We start from the raw sequence: 22,536 nt of genomic DNA on the forward strand, positions 1-22,536 counted from the left end.
ATGAGCGAAAAGAAACAGAGGATGACAGGCGCAAGAGCCCTCATCGAATCGCTCCATAGAGAGAATGTCGAGGTGATCTTTGGGTACCCCGGAGGTGTCCTGTTACCCCTTTATGATGAATTGTATGATGCTGACATCAGGCACATACTTGTGAGACATGAACAGGCAGCAGCCCATGCTGCGGAAGGATATGCAAGAGCAACAGGAAAGGTAGGCGTATGTCTTGCAACATCCGGCCCCGGTGCCACAAATCTTGTAACAGGTATTGCAAATGCCTACATGGATTCCATACCAATGGTAGCGCTAACCGGACAGGTGCCAACATCTCTGCTTGGAAATGATGCATTCCAGGAAGCTGACATCACCGGAATTACAATGCCAATTACCAAGCACAATTACCTTGTACAGGATGCAAACGATATCCCCCGGGTTATCAAAGAGGCATTCCATATTGCATCTACCGGCCGCCCTGGTCCCGTATTAATTGATATTCCAAAAGATGTCACAACAGATGAAATTGACTTTTACTACCCTGAAAAGATTGATTTGAGAGGCTACAAGCCGACATTCAAAGGAAACCTCCAGCAGGTAAAGAGAGCGGCATCCGCAATTGCAAAATCATCCAGGCCACTGATTTATGCCGGTGGAGGAATAATCAGTTCAGGAGCTCATGATGAGCTCATAGAATTCGCAGAAACAATTCAGGCACCTGTAACAACAACCCTGACAGGAATCAGCAGTTTCCCTACCGGACACCCACTTTATCTGGGAATGCCTGGTATGCATGGAACAAAATATGCGAATTATGCAATTCAGGAATCTGATCTGCTAATTGCAGTGGGTGCAAGATTTGATGACAGGGTTACAGGAAAACTCCAGTCATTTGCACCAAATGCAAAAGTCATTCATATCGATATCGACCCTGCAGAAATCTCAAAGAATGTTAAAGTTGATGTTCCGATTGTTGGAGACGCTAAGAATATTCTGGCTTCTCTCAACAAGCATGTCAAAAAGGCCGAAAGGAAGGACTGGATTGAAAAGATTAAGAACTGGATAGACAGCTATCCACTCCACTACATTAAGGAGAAAAATTTCAATCTTAAACCACAGTTCATACTTGAGCAGTTGCACGAAGTCTGCGATGATGCAATCGTTGTAACCGAAGTCGGTCAACACCAGATGTGGACAGCCCAGTATTACAAGTTCAAAGAACCAAGAACTTTCATCAGTTCAGGTGGTCTCGGAACAATGGGATACGGTTTCCCTGCTGCAATGGGTGCCAAGGTAGGCAAGCCTGACAAAGTTGTCTTCTGTATAGCAGGTGATGGCTCATTCCAGATGAACATGCAGGAACTCGCCACAGTTATGCAAAATGACATTCCGGTTATTGTTGTTATCATGAACAACGGTTGGCTCGGGATGGTTAGGCAGTGGCAGGAATTGTTCTTTGACAAAAGGTATTCATTTACCTGTATTCAGGATAGTGTTGATTTTGTCAAACTGGCTGAAGCCTTTGGAGCTCTTGGAATTCGAGTTACCAAAGAGGAAGAAGTCAAACCGGCTATTGAGAAAGCAATCGAAGCTAACAAGCCAACTGTTATTGACTTCATTGTTGAATGTGAAGAGAACGTTTCACCAATGGTACCAGCAGGTGCTGCAATTAATGAAATACTTGATCTGGAGAGGAAAGAATGAGACACACACTTGCAGTTCTGGTAGAAAACAAGTTCGGTGTTCTGTCAAGGGTTTCCGGACTTTTCTCAAGACGCGGATACAATATTGACAGCCTTGCAGTGGGCATTACTGAGGATCCCAATATTTCAAGGATGACAATTGTAGTTCGTGGTGATGATCATGTCCTCGAACAGGTAATCAAGCAGCTCAACAAACTCATTGATGTGATAAGGGTCATGGATCTCGGCGCGGAGGAATCCGTGGAAAGGGAACTTGCACTTATCAAGGTCAATGCAGACAAGGATAACCGCGCTGAGATTATCCAGATAGTGGATATTTTCAGGGCAAGAATCGTTGACGTTGCAGCCCGTACCCTTACAATTGAAGTAACAGGTACAGAAGGCAAAATTGAAGCAATTGAAAACCTGTTGAAACCTTTCGGAATCAAGGAAATGGCACGTACAGGTAAAATAGCGCTTAACAGGGGAACTAAGAGTCCCTGATTACATTGATATTAGGAGATTGAATTATGGTAGAACTATTCTATGACAAAGATGCGGATTTCGCCGCAATGGATGGAAGGAAAATTGCAGTTATCGGCTACGGAAGTCAGGGTCACGCACAGGCACAGAACCTGCATGACTCCGGTCTTGACGTAGTAGTTGGTCTTCGCGAAGGAAGCCGCCGGTGGAAACAGGCTGAAGGCGATGGCCTTAAGGTCATGACAGTGGAAGATGCAGCCCGAGAAGCAGACATCATCCAGATTCTCATGCCCGATGAGATCCAGGCTGATGTTTACAATGAAAAGATTGCACCTGGACTTGAATCCGGAAACGCACTTGTCTTCTCCCACGGATTTAACATTCACTACAACCAGATTGTCCCACCAAAAGATGTAGACGTTTACATGGTTGCACCAAAAAGTCCGGGACATCTTGTCAGAAGGACTTACAAAGAAGGCGCTGGCGTACCTGGTCTTATCGCTGTTTACCAGGATGCAACAGGCAACGCAAAAGCACTTGCACTTGCCCATGCACGTGGTGTCGGATGTACCCGTGCCGGTGTAATTGAAACCACATTCCGCGAGGAAACCGAGACTGACCTCTTTGGTGAGCAGGTTGACCTCTGTGGTGGTGTTGCATCCCTTATCAAGACTTCATTCGAAGTACTTGTTGAAGCAGGATACAAACCAGAGATGGCATACTTCGAGACACTCCACGAACTCAAGCTCATTGTCGACCTCATCCATGAGGGCGGTCTTGAGAAGATGTGGTACTCCGTATCCAACACCGCAGAATACGGTGGTTTGACTGTTGGTCCACAGGTTATCAACGAAGAATCACGCGAAGCAATGTACATTGCTCTTGAGCGTATCCAGAACGGTGAATTCGCTCGTGAATTCGTGCTTGAAGGCAAGACAAACCACGCTGTGCTTACATCCATGGAACGCCTCGAGAACGAACACCCTGTAGAGGTTGTTGGTAAGAAGCTCAGGGCAATGATGCCATGGCTCAACAGTGAACTTAACGAAGAGTAACTTTTTACTCTTCCTTTTTTGGAGGAATGATTGTGGGAAACACAATCGATACTATTTTTTCCCGGCGTAGTGTCCGGGAATTTACTAAAGAAGATGTGAGTGATGATGCTATCACCACCATCCTTGAATGCGGACGCTGGGCACCTTCGGGACTCAACAACCAGCCCTGGAAATTTGTGGTAATTCGAGAGCAAGATGGAATTCATAAACTTGCAGATTGCACAAGATACACAAAAACCGTTCTCAGTGCAAATGTCCTGATTGCAGTTTATTTTGATAATGAAACTTCCTACAACAAGACAAAGGATATTCAGGCAATAGGAGCGGCTGTACAAAACATGCTGCTTGCCTGCGAAGAACTTGGTCTTGGTGCAGTCTGGCTTGGGGAAATTCTCAACCAGCAGGAAGATGTTGATTTCATCCTGAAAGCTCCTGAAAATGCAGAGCTTATGGCTGTAATTGCCATAGGGCACCCTGTTGAGAAAGCGAGATCGTCTTCAAGAAAAGACCTTGAAGATATTGTTTTCAGGGAAAAATTCGGCACTAAATGGTGATAGAACTTCACCAATTCATTTTTTTGCTGTTTGTGGAATCAAAGACATTTCTATAATCGATTTTTTAATCTCTTCTATCGGACACTTCTCCCTATAAAAAAGATGAGAATCGCAGGAACAATCCGAGCATCCAAACCTGCTTATTCCGGAATCAAACTTCCCTGCTAGAAGACATTCGATTCTCTTTTCGGATTCCACATAAACAGCCTCTTCAAGAGCAAAAAGTGGACTCAAAAGCAAATAATCAATATGCCAACGCGGTTTTTTGGCAGAATCATTCCTCCGCCTTTCAGATAAAGAAATATGTCGATGCATTCGCTTTAGTCCACCAGAACCGAGTGCAGAACCAACATAAAAGTAGTAGCCGGATTCAAAATCGATTTCCCCAAGACTTCCGACAACTTCTGTACCACCGTCGCATTTCAGGATGAGACAGTACGTTCCTTTGGGAAAACCTTCAGCCAAATAAATTCCTCATAAAAGGTTCCTGAATTTCTTGGAACAACGCTTGTTAATACAGAAATGGCGCGCATCACTTCCAGTCTCCTTAACCCTCACAATGCGCCATCCACAATCTTCACAAACTTCGTCACGTAGTGTGACCCTTCCCTTTGTAGGATATGAGCATGTAAATCCACATTTCTCAAGGCAGCCCACAAACTTGGACTTTGCAGTTTCAATCAAAATCATGTCCTTTCCGCATTGAGGACATTTCCCGATTACAGTAGGTGGGTAACATTCCTTTTGCTTTTCACAGGTAAAGCACGGACCAACCCCTACTGCCCAGAAATATTTGCCTCCACCAACCTTTAGAACTGAAGGACTGCCCATTTTACATTCACGGGATCGCATCACGTCAAGTGTACCCTGTCTGGGAAGTGGATGCGTATTCCTGCAATCAGGATAGCCACTGCAACCCACAAACCTTCCTTTATCAGTACTTATGATTTTAAGAGCCCTTCCACATTGATCACAGGTTCCAATGTAATTTTTCTTATCTTCAGCAATCTTTTCATCCTGAATTGTACCGGCAATCCTTGAAACCATTTCTTGCTTTCCGGCAGTAAGCTGCCCATACATCCGTTTAATTAGAACTACACCTTCATCCAGTGCCTCATCCAAGGATTTCTTGCCATCTTCAACTTCCTGAATCAAAGCTTCAATTCTTGCCCTGATCTCAGGTTGTATGAGAATAGGAACACTTGAACCCAAAGCATCCATTAAAGTGTAGCCGGTATCCAGCATATTAATCGTCTTGCCCTTTGTCTCAAAATAGCCACGTTTCTTATTGGTCTCGATGTGAGATGGAGCAGTTGCTTTAGTCCCGATTCCATGTTTATCCATGAGAGTCAAGAGTTCAGCTTCAGTCAGCCTTTTTGGAGGAGAAGTTGCTGATTTAGTGTTCTTTAATTCATTTACGCCAACCGTATCTCCCTCTTTGACAGACGGTAGAAGTTTTTCCATGGAAGTCTCATAAGGATAAACTTCCATCCACCCTTTTTCCCTGAGAACGGACCCCTTTGAATCAAAAGGCTCATCCTTGACGTGAATTTCAAGCCGGGTTTTCTCAAACATCGCCTGTTGCATTAGATTTGCAAGGTAGTGCCTGACAACCATATCATAGACATCCCAAGCGTTCGGAAGCCGGACAGATTTTTCAATCTCAGCTTTTGAAGCTGCCTTTATTGGATGAATTGGAGGGTGATCATGCCCGTCTTTTTTTCCATTGCGTGGAATAATCTCCCTTTCAAGTAACCTGCTTACAAAATCGCGGTAATCATCCAGTTTATGGAGGGAAACAAGCATTGACTTGAAATCATGCCCATCCTCGTAGCGGTTAGTCTCAGTCCTCGGATAACTGATAAACCCTGAAAGATACAGTTGTTCTGCAATTTCAAGGGCTTTATCCGGACTGACACTGAAATACTTGGATGCACGCTTGAGAAACTCATTGGTATTTAGCGGATATGGGGGATTTGTAGGCTGCTCACGAACTTTTCTTACAACAACCTTTGCGGAATTGCAACCTTCAAGTTTTTTGGAAATTGCAGCTGCTTCTTCGGGGTTTCGCATATTCCCTTTGCGGTGCTGCCCTTCAAATTGAATTCCATTGAAATCAAAGAGTGCTTCTATCTTCCAGAAATCCTCAGGTTTGAAATTCCGAATAGCTTTCTCCCGCTCATACACAAAACCACAAGTTGGGGTCTGGCAGGGACCAATCGAAAGGATATCCTTTGTCCGGGCTTTTTCCCTAACTGAAAGAGTCACAAAACGCGTAAAGGCCGCACCCATCTTAAGATCAAGAATCTGGCGAGCCTCTGCCGACATGGCTAGGTTTGTGTCCGGTTCCACTAAATTATCAAAAGCACTGTTGACTTCTTTTGCAGAAAGAGACGAGAAGCGTGCACGTTTTACCGGGAACTTGCCCATCTTTCCGGCAATGTCCCGTGCCTCAAATCCAATATTTTCCCCTTCGCGATCATAATCGCAGGCAAGGACTAAATTATCAGCTTCCTTTGCAAGACTCATTACTGCATTTGCATAATTTACCTTTGTAATCCGTTTTTGCGGTTCTGCCACCAGCAACGAACCCGGATCAACGCCTCGCCAATCCTTGTAAGAAGGATCAAAATCATATGAGGTTATATGACCTGCAAGACCCATGATTTTCCAATCTGACCCATCCCTTGTAAATGCGTAAACCGGCAGGTCGTTGACATAGATTCTTTTGCTGTCTCCCCTGCTTAAAATTGCCGCAATCTTAGCTGCAGCTTTGTTTTTCTCCGCAAATACAACAGTAGTCATGATAATTGCATTTAGAAGGAGGTGAAATTACATAAAGATAGCTGGAAAAGCAGTTCAGCGCACCATCAAAACCGGACGTTTGGAGTGACGGAGCACATTTTCGGCAACACTTCCCAAAAGAAAACGATCCATGCCTGAACGACCAAGACATCCCATTATAATTAAGTCAATATCAAGCTCATCGGCAACCCTGATAATTTCGTTCACCGGGTGACCTTCTACAATCAAACCTCCAAAATCCACCTTCTCCCTGTCACAGAGTTTCTCTATTTTAGCAAGTGCTATTTCACCTTCTTTTTGAATGGCAGCATGAGGAACCCGATTTTCTAGCATGAGTTCCCTGCCAGGCATTAGTTGCGGAAACACTTGTGGAATCACAAAAACAGCGGTTACAGCAGCATCTGTAGAAGAAGCAAGTCTGACAGCTGCATCACCTGCATTACATGCGGGTCTTGAATTATCAGTCGCAACAAGTATTCTACTAATCCTCACATCTATTCCCCATAATAATATTTCCTGTATAATATTTCAATTTTATTCGATGAAATAGAAGCAGGTAAAAGAGAAAAAGGTAAATTTACAGAAAAGTTAGAAGTAAGCTGCCATCAGGTAAAACAGGTTGTTTGCTTTGGATGTGAGGAGGTTGTTCCACCCATAGGCAGCATATTGGTTGAGATTTTACTTTTAGCTATCAATTAGCAATTGTTCGTGTTTTTAGAGAGATGTTCCGACAGCAGTAGCAGTCATGCCTTCCTGCACAGGGATAGAAGTAGCCATTGGTTTCGCCAGTGTAGGTATCAACCCATACAGGCTTTGCCGTGCATCCTTAAAGTAAAATTTCTCCTGCAGGAAGTCTTCAACCTTCAGGCGGTTTAATGCATACCTCACAGTCCTTGGTGGAAGGAATGTCTCCTCTGCAATTTCTTTCTGCGTCAGGAAACCGCGATATTCCAGTACTTTGAATACCAGTTTCGCAGACGGGGGTAATTCTTCCAGGGTCTTTTTGATTTCTTGCATATTTTCACCGCTTGTTTCTTTTTTTATCTGTACTTTTATTTCGTCGCTATCAACAAAAACGATCCCTCATTTCATTTTCACCTTTTTTTGTGTTATGTGATTCACATATGTGAATTCACAACGTGAATATTGTCTATATTGTATATATAGTTAATGGCAATATGAGTCATACTAATAAAATGTGTAGGGATTATGATTTTGAGAAATTAAGAAAGAAGAAACACTCAAACAAAATCATCGAAGGATAGCGATTTCCCTTATCCCCATGTCAAATAGTTCATATGCAAAAATTCCGTCAATCCCCGCAATCAACCATATTGGAGGAGAATTTTCCATGGATTTCTGATCCCAGTCTGAGGGGCGGGCATTGCTCTCAGGGTGGGTATGGTACACACCAATTAAATCCATGTTTTCTTTTTCAGCAGTGTCCCAGGCATTGTAAAACTCCACAGGATCCAGTTCAAAACTTCGCTCCGTCCGCCGGGAATTCTTAATCGGAACGGTTCGCTTCACATACGCAATATCTCCCTCGTAAACACCTACAAGAACTCCACATGCCTCAAAAGGGCGATTCAACTCAAGTTCATCAAGTATTAGTTTCACATCTTCTGGAGAAATACTCACTTTGCTGGTACGCATATAATCGCTCAATCAAGATCTATGTGCGGATTCAGATCACAACCTGTACACGGCAAGCACATTGTTTTTGAAATATCAGCCCTCAACTCATTTTCGTCTAAAATCCTCCGAAGAAGGGTGTAAGCCTGAGCAACCGGTCCCTGGTTGGCCTTTCAACATCGATTTCGCCCATGCGCAGAGGATGCATACCGCCTGCACGAAGAATGGGAACAACACCCATGGAAACGAGTTCTTCAAGCCCTTTTTCCACAGTTTCATCCGATTCACCCAAACCAATAATAAAATTCGAGAAAACCCTGTTTCTCCCAAATATGCTTACAGCTTCTTTCAGGTAGTTGAGAATTTCGTCCAGATCCTGATCTGGACACACCTTCGGATACAAGTGCCGATCCATGGTTTCAACGTTGTACTTGATTTCATCTGCACCTGCATTTTTCAGGACAACAGAAGAATCCGGTGTCGGGTATACTGACACACCAATAGGAACATCGTGTTTTTTTACTGCCCTGACAACTTCAAGGGCACGTTTAACTTCATTTTCAGGAGTGCTTTCCACGCCCGAGGTTATAGAAATGGCTTCCAGTTTGCCTGTGGAATGAGCTTGTTCCACAAGTTCCAAAACCTCGTCGAGGGATTTCACCTTCCCATCAAGTTTTGGAACCGGACAAAATTTGCAATCAAATACGCATTTTTCGCTCATAGTGATAAATGCCTGACCGGGACAATGAAGCAGTTCCTCCTCAAGCTCACCTCTCACAAATTCCTTGCCACCCTTCATGATTACAATATCATTTCCATCCAAAACAGCGCTTAGTGGCGACCCTTCATTCACAGCAAGGCGAACCCGATGACCATCGGATTTGAAAAAGAACGCAGTGCTACCTGCACCCGGTCCTGCAGTCGGAATGGTTATTTTCCCGATAAGGGATTCATCCATATCCACAGCACCGATTGCGATTAGCTCTGCTTTAACTTCCGGTTTCATGTATCCAACTCAATAGTACCATAATCTGGAAAGACACGTTTTACTGATTTCAAATTTCCTTGAAAACCTTCGCAAGGGATTCTCCTTTGACATGGATTGAAAATTCTGAAAAGTATCCAAATGGAGTTGTGTACACCTCGAAATTTCTGCTTTCAAGTTTTTCTTTGATTATTGAGATGATTTCTGTCGCGAATTCCGGCGATGAATTGCTGTTTGACAGATGTGCAAATGAATGCAAGACTATCTTGTCTTTGTTCACTTTATTGAGATACCATTTGAGATTCCTTACTGCAGTTTTTATTACCTTGTTTTCCCTTTCTTCATCCTATGCTTCAACATGGATAAAAATAACAGCAGCGTCTTCTATCTTCTCCTCTTTCTCCATATCTTCTGCTGTTTCGAGGTTTTTTTCAAAGGTCTCAAACCAGAAGTCTTCGGTATCAAACATTAGTAATTTCATAATTCACCTTTCTGTTTCCATAGCTAAATGGAAGTGTATTTCCGGTAAATATAAGCAATTCAACTGACAAAAATTGCCAGAATCAACAAAACATGCAGTCATTGCTTCCCAGAAACATATCACCACATGAATTCACAATTGTGAATTTACTCTTATGAGATATAAACCTGAGGGATAAACAAAAGTCACAACCCACCAGTGTGAAATGCCTACATGTCCCGAAGCCGTAAATAGAATTCCCACTCATGCGCCTGTCTCCTATTTGCCGAGACCTCAAGCTATTTATCTTTAGAGGTAAAGGTTTTCTCAGTCGTATAATTGGGAATCAGGAAAAAATATGGAAAAAAAAGAATTTGAATTGGATCTGAGAGGAGAAGTTTGCCCGTTTACCTTTGTAAAAACAAAACTCCAGCTTGAAAAAATGGAAAGCGGTGACAAACTAGCTGTTATTTTTGATCACGCTCCAGCAATCGACAATGTTCCGCGAAGTGTAAGAAATGAAGGACACAAGATTCTCGGAATCGATAGGATAGAGGGCAAACTCTGGAAGATCCATATTGAAAAAGTAGACTAAGTCGCTACTATCTTTTTTATTTTAACTATTCTGTTGGTCATGCCATATTTTTTCCGCTCTATGAACCCTGATTTTCAAAAAGATCCAGAATTCTGGCGAGTTTAGATCTTGGACTATTTGGAATAGTAATGTCTTTCGGCAGATCACCTATCGTATCGAGAGTCAGATCAGGGGCACTCGTTTTGAGAAAAGAGATCGTTAAAGTTATAAAAATATAAAAAGTATTAATAGAACGCTAGGTTCTACTTTCTGATTTATTTTCAGTATCAAGGATACCCATGCAACAAAATGAGGGAGAAAGCTTGAAAAGACAAGAATTCAGAAAACTTATACTTATCGTATCATTCTTTTTGTTTCCGGTCACAATAAACTACCTATCGCCTTATCTCATAATTAAAGGAGCTTCAAATGGAATTGCTTCGGGAAGTCTAATTGTATTTAGTTTCCTTTTTCTATCTTCACTTCTTGTTGGGAGATTGTGGTGTGGTTGGTTATGCCCTGGTGGTGGCTGTCAGTTGTTGCTAATGCCTGTTAATAAACAGAATGCCAAAGGTGGAAGATACAATCTAACAAAGTATGTCATCTGGACCATCTGGATATCTGCTATCGCCATTCTTGCTGTGATGGCAGGCGGATTTAAAGTAGTTGATTTCTTCTACATGTCCGAAAGCGTCGTCTCGGTTGACAGCCTGTATAAATACTTCATCTATTACACAGTATTAGCTGTTTTTGCACTCCTTGCAATCACATTGGGAAAAAGAGCAGCATGCCATTATATTTGCTGGATGGCGCCTTTTATGATTATTGGAAGAAAAATCAGAAATCTATTGAAATATCCTTCACTGCGCTTGAGAAAAGATGAAAATAAGTGCATTGATTGTAAAAAATGCAATAAAATATGCCCAATGAGCATTGATGTAAACACAATGATACATAGCCAAACAATGGAGAATACCGAATGCATCCTTTGTGGAGAATGTGTTGATGTCTGCCCCAAAGGTGTTATCGGATATTCTTTTAGCTCTGGCAACGAATGAAGTATTTCTGATTCGAATTAACAATAAGTGATGTGGATATCTCAATATCCCATCATTTGATTGCTTTTCTCTTGAATTTTGAGATTTTCTCAAGCATCACTTCTATCCCGTCATTTACAAATGCAGTAAATTTTTCAGGTTTTGCAGCTGCACGATTGATAGATTCATAAAGTTCTACCAGAAGCACAACGTCAATCCAGTTTTCACGCCTGCGGTACATCATCAAGTCTTCAAACAAGGTTGATGCCACTTCTTCTGCAGCTTCTGCCGCATCATTATCCTTGAACTTGACAGGTACATGAAGCGTAACCGTCGAACTTTTTCCGCGTTCGTCCTTCGGAATATAGAGTCTGATGATTTCATCGCCGAAGCGTCCAATGAAGTGATCAGTTCCCTTTGTGAACCCGAGGGAAAGAATTGAATCCACAACCCTTGCAGGCAAATCATCCATGAGACAGCCACAAAGCGCCTTGGTGATACTATCCTCTTTTAGGGATTCGACAAGGTGCACAAAGGAGTCCAACGGGAAACCAAAAGCAAGCTCGTCACTTCTGTAATCACTAAACATGCGTGCGCCACTGCACAGCATGGAGAGATTTGTCTTATTTTCCATTACTGGAATAGCGGTACATTCTCCACAAACTGCAAACTCACCTTTGAATTTTGAAGCTATCATACCTCCCTCAACTTTTGCAAGGGTTGCAGCTATTCGCATGAGTTTAGCAGAACTGCCTACAACAACAACTGCGTCAGGTTCAAACTCTGTTTTATCTAACGGAGAGACGGTTATTTGCTTAGTATCTGCAGGTTTTACCCGTGGATAAACTTCCCCGTAACTGGGTTCTGTAAATCCAAGGGATACTTCTGCACTTGCACAGGACATTTCATCAACCGTTGCGGTAAAAGTGGTTCCGAGTGCCGCACTTTTTCGAACCATTTCACAGTATCTCATAGGTGAAGAAATGTTAGGAGTCTCGTCGCTGTTGAATTTCACTGCAACCGGAGTAAGAGGAAGTTCGAAGAATTGCCTGAAACTTTTCGTCATTTCTGCATATTTCATTCAAATATCCTCCACTGGAATTTCGTATTGCCTGGCAATATCCAGGAACGCGTCAGCCACATATTCAACCTGCTCCCTGCTAAGCCCGTATGTATTTAGTTTGAAATTTTTACTCATTCCCGGATGTACTCCGATTATTTTTCGTTTCTTAAGTTCATGATAAAGGAAATAGCCGCGTTTCTTGGTAGTTCCCGCAACTTCGAAAAACGGCAAAGTCTCAAATGCAACCATTGTGTGTTCTGTGGGTTTTACACCCATCTGGTAGAAGCCTTCTATCCTCTCAAGCTGAGTTGCGAGGTACCGGGCATTTTCGACTTCTTCATCCCAGTGTTTGACACGTTCAACCACAGCCGGGAAGGAGGCCATAAGAGACATCACAGGTGCCCCGAAAACAGGGGAGCATCCAAACAATGCAACTTCCTTCTTTGTGAAACCTCGTCCACTCCAGTCTCCACGGATCGTTGATTTTTCAAATACCTGCTGGTTCCACTCGAATGTAGTTGCAAGAATACCCATGGGAGCCGATGCAGCCCAGCTTTTGTGTCCGGAGCAGCAAAGGAAATCCACACCGAGTTTCTTGCCGTCAATAGGCATAATACCGGATGAATATGCTGTGTTCAGCAGGAATGGGACGCCATATTCCTTACAGATTTTACCTACCCCGGCAGCATCCGCCACATTACCGTAGCGATAGTCTACATGCGTGAGCAAAGCCAATGCAGGAAGAGAACCTGTTTTCCGTTCAACTTCCTCAAACTTTTCAGCATAGTTCTCCGGATCAATGGTAAATTCAGGATATCCGCTATGAGGCACTTCCACAACACGCAACTGGTTTGCTTCGGCTGCAAGATATGAAGTGTAATGGGCAAGGGAATCCAGAACCAGAGTATCCCCAGGTTCGGTGACCATGTGCATGGCAGCCCATTTTGCATGGCGGCATCCGGCAGTATAGCGAACATCATCCATATTCAGGAATTCAGCTATATCCGAAGACAGGTTCCTTACCGGAGGATTCTGAACCAGATCTACCCTGGACTCAAAACAATAATCACATACAGAGTAACCGTCTGCAAATTCAAGAACAGCTTTCCTGGCTTCGGGTGTAAGTACACCTCCACGCTGGATGGGGTTTAAGTTTATGTATGAACTTTCAACACCCCGTTTCAGATCATTGTAAATATCCAGATTCAAAAGGACTACCTCAGTTTCAATTTATAACAGTACTCAATTCAATTACAGGAAACTGTTAATTTCCTGCTCTATATCGTCTTTGTCCACCCGCCCGATGAGAACAACTTCCCCGTCAATGGCAATTGTAGGAACTTCTTCAATGCCCAACTGCCTTGCACGCTCTGCGCCTTCGGAACCGGAAATATTGATTTCCTTAAACATAATCCCCCCCGGGAGAATGTCTACTATCTGTTTCCTGACATAATGGCAATTTGGACATGTATCAGAATAATATAGCTCTAACAACATTATATCACAATTGGTAGGGGTATAAATAACAAGTCGTATCCTGACAAATCTTGCCACACCCCGGTATGTTATACATTAATAGAAGTCATACATATTTGATAATATGGATGAAACTACCCTTAACCGTACAAAATCTGCAATTGATGCATTGATAGATGTCCAGCAGCTATGGATTGAAAATGTTCCGGAATACAATTTGTCAGATCAGGATCTTATCAAATTGAAAAAGCGCCTGAAACGTGCAATGGACAATGTACAGAAGATCTACAATGAAAATGAAGATAAGTTTGCGGCAGCGGAAGAAAATCTCAAAAAGAAGAGACGACCCTAACAAGCTTTTTTCAGGAAACAAGGCGGAGTCCTGCATAAGCCAGAGAACCCGCTATCAGTGGTGAAACCAGCCACATTGTCAGGATTCGTTTGACTGTTTTACTTCTTACAGTGTCCATTCCTTTGCTTGCGCAGCCTATTCCGATTACCGCAGCCGGTACTACCTGTCCCAATGCCACGGGAATACCTGCAATTGAAGCGGTATGAACTATTACAGCCGCAATAAATTCGACAAAAACAGCACGTATTGCACAAATTTCGGCAATGTCATTGCCGACGGTTTCAAGGATGCGACCCCCGATCAATATTGCACCGACACCAAGTGTTAGCCCACCGAGTATTGCCCCATTGAGTGGAGAAAGGAAACCGGCTCCAACAAGCGGACCTACAGCATTTGCAACATTATTGGCTCCTGCGGAATAAGCTACATAACAACCGGAAACCGTGAGAAGCATGCCTATTATTTTCCTGATCTGGGCTTCGGATTCATGATCAACCAGCCATACCAGAACCTGTGGATGAAGATATTTACCGGCTATGTACGCAAGTACAAACGCAAGGACCGGGGTTGCTACCCACCACACCACAATGTAGGATAAAAGCTGGGTATTCAGAACACCGAGAAACACACCTATACCTACAACAGCCCCTACAGCAGCCTGACTTGCGGATATGGGAACTTTTAGCCAGTTGCCGACAAATAAACTGATGGAAGCAGCCGCTATTGCAACAATAGCAGCAATAAGTGTCATCGAACTGCCGGGTATAATGCCTTCGCCAAGTGTTTTGATGACTTCACCGCCGCTAAAAACAGCACCCAGCAGAGAGAAAACAGCAATTAATAGCACAGCCTGGTTTTTTGTTCGTGCTTTTGCACCGTATGCAGCACCCATGGAAGCGGAGGCATTGTTACCACCAATATTGAGTCCCATAAAAATTGCTGCTGCAAAAGCTGCCAGTACTATTAACATATCCATACCCTCCATCACAGCCTATAAGAATTTTCCCATAAGCTAGACTCATCCAGAGAACATTTCAACAACGTTTGTTGAATATATAGCACTGGAGAAACAGGCCAAATTTACCACATATTCTAACGCAATATTTGCCTTTTAATGCAGCTATATATAAGAAATGTATGTTATACCTAGGGTAGTGAACTTCCATGGAAGAGAAAGAAATTAACTATGACAGGCTTAAACAGGGTGGTTTTCTTCGTCAGCGCCAAAAGGAAGATTTCTTTTCCATACGCCTTCGTATGGTAGGGGGACAGTTAACATCCAAGCAACTTCGGGCATTAGCAGATGCAGCGGAGAAATATGGGAAAGGGGAAATCCATATCACATCCAGACAGGGAGCTGAAATTTCATTTGTGGAACTCGAAGAAGCAGACGATATGCTAAACGAACTTGAAGCCGCAGGAGTGCATCAGGGTACCTGTGGACCAAGAGTAAGGGGAGTTATTGCATGTCAGGGAAATAGGGTTTGTACTCACGGTTTAGTAGATGCACTCGGCATTGCGGAAAAAATCGATGAGAAATATTTTGCAAAAGAACTCCCAAGCAAGTTCAAGTTTGCTGTCACTGGTTGTCCATCTTCCTGTATGAAACCACAGGAAAACGATTTTGGCATCATGGGTGCTCTTGAGCCGGAGTGGATAGACGAGAAATGTACTCGTTGCGGACTCTGTGAAACAATTTGCTCGATGGATGCTATTAAGATTGAAGATAATACGTTCCATTTCTACGAAGACAAGTGTAATCTTTGTGGAGATTGTGTTGCAGTCTGCCCGACTTCTGCATGGATAGAATCCAAATCCGGTTTCACCTTATGGGTGGGCGGCAAAGTCGGAAGGCGACCTGAACTCGCTATTAAATTAGTAAATATTGTAGATGAGAAAGAACTCTTTGAAATCATAGAGAAAACTATCGAGTTCTACAAAGAGAATGCACCTGCAGGCGAGAGATTCAGGGACACCATCGATAGGGTAGGCCTTGATAAGTACAAAGAAGCCGTGCTTGGGTAAATTTATTCTAATTAACGATTTGCAGGACAACAGCTGTTGTTCTGCAGACATATTCAGAATTTGTCCTGAACTCGGGGTAAATTAGAAAAGGATATCCTGAGTACTACATATGCTATTATCAATTATATTACGGGGATCACCAATTGCCTGATACTGATATATACTTTAAAGGAAAAGCAGAGCAGCTAGCCAAAGACCTTGAGAATAGTTCCCCACAGGAAATACTTGAATATGCCCTGGAAAACTATTCCCCGGATATAGCTATCGCATTCAGTGGTGCCGAAGACGTAGTGCTCATCGATATGGCAAAGAAGATCCGCAAAGATGTGAGAATGTTCTCACTTGATACCGGAAGACTGCATCCTGAAACATATCGTTTCCTGGAAAAAGTCAGGGAACATTATGGAATTGATATCGAGATATATGCCGCAAACCGGGATAAAACCGAAGAGCTTGTTCGCGAAAAAGGCTTATTTTCATTTTACAAAGACGGACACAAGGAATGCTGCTCCGTAAGGAAAGTGGACCCTCTCAGGAGAGCTCTTTCCAGTCTTGGTTCATGGGTAACAGGTCAGAGAAAAGACCAGAGCCCTAATACGCGTCAGTCTGTTCCTGTAGTGGAACTCGACCCCGTATTTGGCAACGGGAATCTGCTCAAATTCAATCCCCTGGCAAACTGGACATCAGAGCAGGTCTGGCAGTATATCAGGGAAAACAATGTTCCATATAATGAACTCCATGAGAAGGGATTTGTCAGCATTGGATGTGAACCATGCACAAGGCCAGTTCTGCCGGGACAACATGAGCGTGAAGGGCGCTGGTGGTGGGAAGAAGCAACAAAGAAAGAATGTGGCCTTCATTCAGGGAACATTAACAGGAAGACATGATTCACTTAAGCCATTGCAAACAAAAACATTCGATATGTGGAATGGAAGATTTAGAGTTTCAATTCATTCACAAACCGCATATCAAAAATTTCTTTTTCTTCCAATGGACGTGAAATAAAATCAAGTTCATGCAAAACAGGGCTGAACTTCATAGTGGATTCAATGTATTCCCTTGTAAGCGAAGCTGAATATTTTGGAGATATGGCGAACAATTCCTGTACGAAATCAGCATCCACAATACCAACCTTTTCCGCAACAATTCGGGAAGCTTCAAGGGGATTTTCAATAATGAATTTGCATGCCCTTTCATGTTCTTCAATGAAGCTCAAAACCAGCTCAGGTGATTGCTCGATCAGCTTTTCGCTTGCAATAATGCCGTAACTGGGATTGTTAGGCCACAGCCTGTAAGGCTCAATAACTGTCTTTGTATCACAAAATCGTCGTGCTACAACCGCCAGTGAAGGAGTGCCAACTGCAACCTGGATTTCCCCGTCTGCCATTGCATCGGGAATCATGTCAGCCCATTCAAAATTCTTAACTAAAATTTCCTTTTCAAATCCGGCTTTTTTGATACAATTTCGGATTATCACATCATGAATAGAACCGCCGGGAGGGCAGGCAATTGTTAAGCCTTTAAACTGCCCGAAAAATAAGTGTGCATCATTGTTTAGCTCATCCAGTGACTTAAATTGTGGATTTGCAATCATCACAGTTCCTTCAACGTGACCCCCTGCAACACATTTCATAGGAACTCCCCTGTCTATACCGATCATCACCGGAGGCAAACCAATGTACCCCAGATCAACTTCCCTATTTTCAAATGCCCTGACAATTGCAGGACCTCCACCAAAAAGCTTCCAGTTTGCCTTTATGCCGGATTCTTCAAGCCAGTCTGTACCCATCAGGATAAATGATGTATGGTACATTGTCGAAAGATGACCGATATTCAAGGATTCACCCATAAAATAACCTCAACAATTCTTAAAATAAAAACAGCCCTGCAATCAGGAAACCAAAAAAGGATTTCATTACAGGTACTGCACTTTTAGGAATTTAACCGCCGCTTACCGCAGGGAGAATGGAAATCTCATCGGATGCTTTGATTTCAGTCTCAAGTCCTGAAAGGTGCCTGATGTCCTCACCATTCACATAGACATTAACAAACCTGCGAATTTCCCCGTTCTCAAAGAGACGATGTTCAAATTCATCACCAAACTCCTTTATTAGTTCATCAAATAAAGCGCTGATAGTAGTATCACCTAGATCAAGATCAATAGACCTTGTTTTTGTGATATTATTCAGCGCTGATGAAAATCTTACTGATACCATTGTTTTCACTTCCTTTTTTATGCACAGGTAGCTTCATTGATATAACCATGGTTATAAGGCAATGTTTGCCGCCACATAAAAGAATGAATTGTCATACTCTGTTTCTATTATTCTCAGCAAAATTTCCATAATAATCGTTTAAGGATACGTATATTTCAGAAGAAAGAAAAGCACAATTGTTGCCCAGAACAAAATACTTTTATTGCGCTGATACTTTCTGAAATTAAATAGTACCCGCAGTAATAATCGCTTTTATGGGGTTTCAGAATTAGATCAAACAATAACGGGGCTTATGATGATTGATGATTTCACGGATGAACAAATAAGACGATATTCAAGGCATATATTGCTTCAGGAAGTAGGAGGGATAGGCCAGCAAAAATTACTGTCCTCAAAAGTCCTTTGTATAGGCGCAGGCGGCCTTGGTTCACCTATAATACAATACCTTGCGGCAGCAGGTGTAGGTACTATCGGCATCGTTGATGATGATATTGTTGACCTTAGCAACCTCCAGAGACAGGTCATACATGGTGGAAACGTTGACAGGCCAAAAGTGGAATCTGCAAAAGAGTTTGTGCAAAAACTGAATCCTTATGTCAATGTAATAACTTACAATCATAGGATTAATCCGGAGAATATCCTGGAAATAATCGAGGACTATGATATTATTGTGGATGGATCTGACAATTTCTCAACCCGCTTCCTCGTAAATGATGCCTGTGTTCTCGCAAAAAAACCACTCTCTCATGGCAGCATTTTCCGATTTGAAGGACAGGTGACCACTATATTACCCCATGATGGACCCTGTTACAGGTGTCTTTTTGAGCATGCACCCCCCGCAGGCATGGTTCCAAGCTGTCAGGAAGCAGGTGTTATCGGTGTCCTGCCGGGAATCATTGGAGTCATCCAGGCAACAGAAGTTGTCAAATATCTTCTCGGAATCGGTGAATTACTAACCGGTCGGATGATCTATTATGATGCTCTTTACATGTCGTTCGATGAGATCAAAATACGCAAGAATCCGACATGTCCGGTTTGTGGTGAAAATCCAAAAATAACGTCAATCAAAGAGGAAAATTATCAGGATTCATGTGCCTGCTCAATTGAATGATGAAAATGAAAGAGATGTTTCAATTTTTCTTGACATATATAGTAAAAACATCTCCCTCTTTCTCTATTGAAATCAGCACGTCTCCAGACTTTTTTGTCCATGCTACGATGTTCTGGGGCGTCATCGGATCGTCCGATATTACCATCAGGACTTCATCCTTTTCAAGAGTATCGAGCATCTCTTTAACTTTTACAAGAGGATATGGGCAGCACTGCCCCTTAACATCCAATTCAAAATCTGCAATGATATCAACCATGAATTACCCTTTTCATTAACACTTTGTTTCTTATTGTAGGTATTGAATGAGGCAATATTTAGATCATTGCATTTAACTTTCACGTAAAAGAAATTGTTCAACGATTAAGTTACATATATAGCTTAAATTACATGTCAAATGTTAAACAAAAAAAAGATAATGGAAATCCCCAACACATGTGAAAGGTTGTGTGGTGGAGGTATGATTACATATGTTGGGGGATTTCGCACGAGTTGTATGTTGATTTGGAAGAAGAATTGGTTATCTTCTTCATCCCTGCTGAATAGTCTTCCTGTGAGCCTCAACGATATCATCGAAGTCCATTACAAGATTCCCGTCGGCTTGTGTATATTTTATTTCCTCTTTTGGATAGGCTGCACATGCACCCTGTATTCCTTCCCCGGTACTCGTTTCAAAAGTTGTCCCACATGAATCACATACAAGGGTGTCAGATGCCAGACTAAAGCCAATCGAGTTGCACGGAGGACAGACATTGGACCTGACAATAATGTCATCATCCTGCTCATACGCCATCATGGCAATTGGACCAGTGCTCGTATCAACTGAAAAATGTACAATTGTGTTATCCTCTACTTCCTGAGCTGGAATTGAAACGAGGTTGCCCTCTATCTGTGGGGTAATCCAGGTTGCCGCTATAGGACCTGCTGCGGACATCGAGGATTCTGTTTGTGAGTCTGTTCCGGTACATCCTGACACCATGACAATTACTGAAAATACCAACAATGCCATTGCTATTGATTTTATATTCATATCTTACACACCTTATTTTCTGATTGTTCCATCTTCTAAGTGGATAATGCGATCTGATTGTTCCGCAAGCGCCTCATTATGAGTGATCATTGCGACTGTTATTTCCCCGGACAATGATTTCAGCAGGGAGATAACCAACTCACCAGTTTTGGCATCCAATGCCCCTGTTGGCTCATCGGCAAGCAGTATTTTCGGATTCATAACCAATGCGCGTGCAATGGCAACCCTCTGCTGCTCCCCACCGCTCAATTCACTTGGTTTATGGTTCATCCTGTCGGAAAGACCGACACGTCCCATGACATCTTCCACGGCCTTTTCGTTTTTCCTGCCGGCAAATATCAGAGGAAGAGCAACATTTTCATACGCGGTCAATGAAGGAATTAGATGGAATTGCTGGAAAACAAATCCAACGGATTCACGCCTGAAATCTACCAATTCTTTTTGGGATTTATTTGTGATATCCACACCATCTATCAGAATTTGTCCGCTGGTAGGTCTGTCAAGCATCCCGATGAGATTCATCAATGTTGTTTTCCCCGAACCAGACTGACCCATTATTGAAACAAACTCACCTTCATTGATGCCGATATTGATACCATGCAGAACTTCAACATCAACAGGACCAATGCGATAATTTTTGGTTACATCTTTAGTCTGTATGAAGCTTGTATCAAACACTTCTGAGCACCTCCGCAGGATCAATACTCAATGCACGCTTTGCCGGGATAATGGATGCAACCATTCCCACAACTACGGATACACCAACTACTGCAGGGAGGAGAATCCATATAGGAGACGCAGTTGCCGAAACGATTATCGGAGCTGCCACATACGATACAGCCGTACCGAGTGCAAAACCAATGGTTCCACCAACAACACCGATGACAAGACCTTCAAGGAACAGCATCCTGACAATCTGGATATCATTGGCCCCAATTGCTCTCATTATGCCGATTTCTTTGATTTTCTCATTAACAGATGCAATCATTGTGGATGCAGTGGTAAGAGCACTCACAAGAAGTGTGATGATTGAAACCGCCATCGCAGAAGATTGCATGTGGCCTATGACAGCCATCTCGCTTTCTACTATCTGGCTCATTGCACGTGCTTCAAGGCCCGGAAGAACTCCTTCAATCTGCCGGCTCATTTCAGGAACCGGACATGAGTTACACAGAGCCCTCACTTCCAGGCTGCTAACCTTACCTTCCTTGTCCAGTAAGTATTGTGCAGTTGCAAGTGGAAGTATGATTTGACTATCCTCTGTCCCGCCAGTACTTTCAATAACACCGACAACGTTTGCATCCATTGTCCTATTTCCACTGGTCAAAGTAATAGATGAGCCGGGTTCAAGTCCCAAAGGAACAGCAATATCCGATCCTACCATTACCTGTTCACTTCCGGAGCCTGTATCCGAAATCCATTCCCCTTCAATATTCCACCAGGGTTTCAATTCTTTTTCATCTTCTACAGAAACTCCCATTACAACAACGGAAGAATTGCTAATTTCCGCAACTCCATACAATCGTGGAGCAACAACTGCCAGGTTGCCGCTATTCTGTATTGTATAGATCTTTGGAACATCCGATTCGGGAATATAGTTTTCACCTGTAGAAAGGGAACCAATTGATGTTGATCCAACTACAAGCGGAACATCGGTTACCTGTGGTCTCACAATGATATTTGCACCGAACTTGGTCGACTCTTCATAAAGACTATCAGACGCAGCTGAGAAAGTCGTAACAACCGCAACAATTGCAGCTGCAGCAACCACCACTCCCAGTATTGCAATCGCAAGTTTGGATTTCCTGCGAAGAAGATCTTTCAATACAATAGAATCTAAACGCATTTTTAACCTCAAAATTTAATGGCTTGAAACAATACCCTGTTACACCAACCTGTGTAACACCCCACTATACACTAGGTGTAAAACGTATTTTAACTTTACGCCTATTGTAAAACACACCATATACCCGGCTCATAAGGTTTATATTCGTTTACAACAATT

General features: G+C 42.8%; 26 protein-coding genes and 1 pseudogene. 10 read left to right on the top strand and 17 right to left on the bottom strand.

What is annotated here, in order from left to right; all coding sequences use genetic code 11:
* Genes J2755_RS10800 through J2755_RS10815 form a run of 4 tightly spaced genes read left to right on the top strand, consistent with a single transcriptional unit; the run spans position 1 to position 3,765 of the window.
* Complete coding sequence (locus J2755_RS10800) at positions 1 to 1,695, top strand: acetolactate synthase large subunit (RefSeq protein WP_209683591.1); 1,695 nt, start codon at positions 1 to 3, stop codon at positions 1,693 to 1,695.
* On the top strand, positions 1,692 to 2,177 hold the full coding sequence (gene ilvN, locus J2755_RS10805; RefSeq protein ID WP_209683608.1) for an acetolactate synthase small subunit: 486 nt from the start codon (positions 1,692 to 1,694) through the stop codon (positions 2,175 to 2,177). The genes J2755_RS10800 and ilvN overlap by 4 nt, the downstream gene beginning before the upstream one ends.
* Before the next feature lie 26 nt (positions 2,178 to 2,203).
* Positions 2,204 to 3,211, top strand: a complete 1,008-nt coding sequence (ilvC, locus tag J2755_RS10810; RefSeq protein WP_209683610.1) for a ketol-acid reductoisomerase — start codon at positions 2,204 to 2,206, stop codon at positions 3,209 to 3,211.
* 32 nt (positions 3,212 to 3,243) lie between these two features.
* On the top strand, positions 3,244 to 3,765 hold the full coding sequence (locus J2755_RS10815; RefSeq protein ID WP_342591089.1) for a nitroreductase family protein: 522 nt from the start codon (positions 3,244 to 3,246) through the stop codon (positions 3,763 to 3,765).
* A 15-nt stretch (positions 3,766 to 3,780) separates the two neighbouring features.
* Here the strand turns inward: J2755_RS10815 and J2755_RS10820 are convergent, their stop codons facing one another.
* The 7 genes and pseudogenes from J2755_RS10820 to J2755_RS10850 all read right to left on the bottom strand — a co-directional run bounded on the left by J2755_RS10820 (position 3,781) and on the right by J2755_RS10850 (position 9,671).
* Positions 3,781 to 4,230 (bottom strand): GIY-YIG nuclease family protein, encoded by a 450-nt coding sequence (locus J2755_RS10820; protein ID WP_209683614.1) that lies wholly within the window; start codon positions 4,228 to 4,230, stop codon positions 3,781 to 3,783.
* Positions 4,231 to 4,239: 9 nt separating this feature from the next.
* On the bottom strand, positions 4,240 to 6,570 hold the full coding sequence (locus tag J2755_RS10825; protein WP_209683616.1) for a DNA topoisomerase: 2,331 nt from the start codon (positions 6,568 to 6,570) through the stop codon (positions 4,240 to 4,242).
* Between the two features lie 54 nt (positions 6,571 to 6,624).
* Positions 6,625 to 7,062 carry a universal stress protein gene (locus tag J2755_RS10830; RefSeq protein ID WP_209683618.1) on the bottom strand — a complete coding sequence of 146 codons (438 nt, stop codon included), beginning with the start codon at positions 7,060 to 7,062 and terminating at the stop codon, positions 6,625 to 6,627.
* A gap of 222 nt (positions 7,063 to 7,284) precedes the next feature.
* The gene (locus J2755_RS10835) at positions 7,285 to 7,587 is read right to left on the bottom strand and encodes a winged helix-turn-helix transcriptional regulator (RefSeq protein ID WP_209683620.1); all 303 of its coding nucleotides are present in this window, start codon (positions 7,585 to 7,587) and stop codon (positions 7,285 to 7,287) included.
* 234 nt (positions 7,588 to 7,821) lie between these two features.
* Positions 7,822 to 8,226, bottom strand: a complete 405-nt coding sequence (locus tag J2755_RS10840; RefSeq protein ID WP_209683622.1) for a M67 family metallopeptidase — start codon at positions 8,224 to 8,226, stop codon at positions 7,822 to 7,824.
* A gap of 97 nt (positions 8,227 to 8,323) precedes the next feature.
* On the bottom strand, positions 8,324 to 9,211 hold the full coding sequence (locus tag J2755_RS10845) for a radical SAM protein (RefSeq protein WP_342591090.1): 888 nt from the start codon (positions 9,209 to 9,211) through the stop codon (positions 8,324 to 8,326).
* Positions 9,212 to 9,260: 49 nt separating this feature from the next.
* Positions 9,261 to 9,671: pseudogene (locus J2755_RS10850) on the bottom strand (threonyl-tRNA synthetase editing domain-containing protein).
* Positions 9,672 to 10,008: 337 nt separating this feature from the next.
* Between J2755_RS10850 and J2755_RS10855 the strand changes: the two are divergent.
* Both J2755_RS10855 and J2755_RS10860 read left to right on the top strand, forming a co-directional pair.
* On the top strand, positions 10,009 to 10,245 hold the full coding sequence (locus J2755_RS10855) for a sulfurtransferase TusA family protein (RefSeq protein WP_209683625.1): 237 nt from the start codon (positions 10,009 to 10,011) through the stop codon (positions 10,243 to 10,245).
* Between the two features lie 278 nt (positions 10,246 to 10,523).
* Positions 10,524 to 11,282 carry a 4Fe-4S binding protein gene (locus J2755_RS10860; protein ID WP_209683628.1) on the top strand — a complete coding sequence of 253 codons (759 nt, stop codon included), beginning with the start codon at positions 10,524 to 10,526 and terminating at the stop codon, positions 11,280 to 11,282.
* A 52-nt stretch (positions 11,283 to 11,334) separates the two neighbouring features.
* Here J2755_RS10860 and J2755_RS10865 read toward each other — a convergent pair whose 3' ends face one another.
* From J2755_RS10865 to J2755_RS10875, 3 genes are read right to left on the bottom strand one after another with little or no spacing between them, the layout of a single operon-like run.
* The gene (locus J2755_RS10865; protein ID WP_209683631.1) at positions 11,335 to 12,342 is read right to left on the bottom strand and encodes a DUF169 domain-containing protein; all 1,008 of its coding nucleotides are present in this window, start codon (positions 12,340 to 12,342) and stop codon (positions 11,335 to 11,337) included.
* Complete coding sequence (gene pscS / locus J2755_RS10870) at positions 12,343 to 13,533, bottom strand: O-phospho-L-seryl-tRNA:Cys-tRNA synthase (RefSeq protein WP_209683634.1); 1,191 nt, start codon at positions 13,531 to 13,533, stop codon at positions 12,343 to 12,345.
* 42 nt (positions 13,534 to 13,575) lie between these two features.
* A complete protein-coding gene (locus J2755_RS10875) occupies positions 13,576 to 13,821 on the bottom strand; it encodes a glutaredoxin family protein (protein WP_209683637.1) in 246 nt (81 codons plus the stop codon).
* Between the two features lie 103 nt (positions 13,822 to 13,924).
* Here J2755_RS10875 and J2755_RS10880 point away from each other — a divergent pair, with 103 nt between their 5' ends.
* Entirely contained in the window at positions 13,925 to 14,152 is a 228-nt protein-coding gene (locus tag J2755_RS10880) for a hypothetical protein (protein WP_209683640.1), read from the top strand.
* A gap of 10 nt (positions 14,153 to 14,162) precedes the next feature.
* Here J2755_RS10880 and J2755_RS10885 read toward each other — a convergent pair whose 3' ends face one another.
* Positions 14,163 to 15,122: an inorganic phosphate transporter gene (locus tag J2755_RS10885; RefSeq protein ID WP_209683643.1), complete on the bottom strand. Its 960-nt coding sequence runs from the start codon at positions 15,120 to 15,122 to the stop codon at positions 14,163 to 14,165.
* 194 nt (positions 15,123 to 15,316) lie between these two features.
* Here J2755_RS10885 and J2755_RS10890 point away from each other — a divergent pair, with 194 nt between their 5' ends.
* On the top strand, positions 15,317 to 16,177 hold the full coding sequence (locus J2755_RS10890) for a 4Fe-4S binding protein (protein ID WP_209683647.1): 861 nt from the start codon (positions 15,317 to 15,319) through the stop codon (positions 16,175 to 16,177).
* Positions 16,178 to 16,320: 143 nt separating this feature from the next.
* Positions 16,321 to 17,064, top strand: coding sequence for a phosphoadenylyl-sulfate reductase (locus J2755_RS10895; protein ID WP_209683650.1), 744 nt, complete (start codon positions 16,321 to 16,323; stop codon positions 17,062 to 17,064).
* Positions 17,065 to 17,114: 50 nt separating this feature from the next.
* Here J2755_RS10895 and J2755_RS10900 read toward each other — a convergent pair whose 3' ends face one another.
* Positions 17,115 to 18,026: an ABC transporter substrate-binding protein gene (locus J2755_RS10900; protein WP_209683653.1), complete on the bottom strand. Its 912-nt coding sequence runs from the start codon at positions 18,024 to 18,026 to the stop codon at positions 17,115 to 17,117.
* Between the two features lie 91 nt (positions 18,027 to 18,117).
* On the bottom strand, positions 18,118 to 18,393 hold the full coding sequence (locus J2755_RS10905) for a ubiquitin-like small modifier protein 1 (protein ID WP_209683657.1): 276 nt from the start codon (positions 18,391 to 18,393) through the stop codon (positions 18,118 to 18,120).
* A gap of 292 nt (positions 18,394 to 18,685) precedes the next feature.
* Here J2755_RS10905 and J2755_RS10910 point away from each other — a divergent pair, with 292 nt between their 5' ends.
* Positions 18,686 to 19,504 carry a HesA/MoeB/ThiF family protein gene (locus J2755_RS10910; protein ID WP_245312952.1) on the top strand — a complete coding sequence of 273 codons (819 nt, stop codon included), beginning with the start codon at positions 18,686 to 18,688 and terminating at the stop codon, positions 19,502 to 19,504.
* 19 nt (positions 19,505 to 19,523) lie between these two features.
* Here the strand turns inward: J2755_RS10910 and J2755_RS10915 are convergent, their stop codons facing one another.
* The 4 genes from J2755_RS10915 to J2755_RS10930 all read right to left on the bottom strand — a co-directional run bounded on the left by J2755_RS10915 (position 19,524) and on the right by J2755_RS10930 (position 22,377).
* Entirely contained in the window at positions 19,524 to 19,760 is a 237-nt protein-coding gene (locus tag J2755_RS10915) for a sulfurtransferase TusA family protein (protein WP_209683660.1), read from the bottom strand.
* Between the two features lie 270 nt (positions 19,761 to 20,030).
* A complete protein-coding gene (locus J2755_RS10920; RefSeq protein WP_209683663.1) occupies positions 20,031 to 20,531 on the bottom strand; it encodes a Fe-S-containing protein in 501 nt (166 codons plus the stop codon).
* A gap of 12 nt (positions 20,532 to 20,543) precedes the next feature.
* On the bottom strand, positions 20,544 to 21,209 hold the full coding sequence (locus J2755_RS10925) for an ABC transporter ATP-binding protein (protein WP_209683666.1): 666 nt from the start codon (positions 21,207 to 21,209) through the stop codon (positions 20,544 to 20,546).
* Positions 21,202 to 22,377, bottom strand: a complete 1,176-nt coding sequence (locus J2755_RS10930; RefSeq protein WP_209683668.1) for an ABC transporter permease — start codon at positions 22,375 to 22,377, stop codon at positions 21,202 to 21,204. The genes J2755_RS10925 and J2755_RS10930 overlap by 8 nt, the downstream gene beginning before the upstream one ends.
* Positions 22,378 to 22,536 lie beyond the last annotated feature (159 nt).

The organism is Methanohalophilus levihalophilus, from assembly GCF_017874375.1.
Classification (GTDB): Archaea; Halobacteriota; Methanosarcinia; order Methanosarcinales; family Methanosarcinaceae; genus Methanohalophilus; species Methanohalophilus levihalophilus.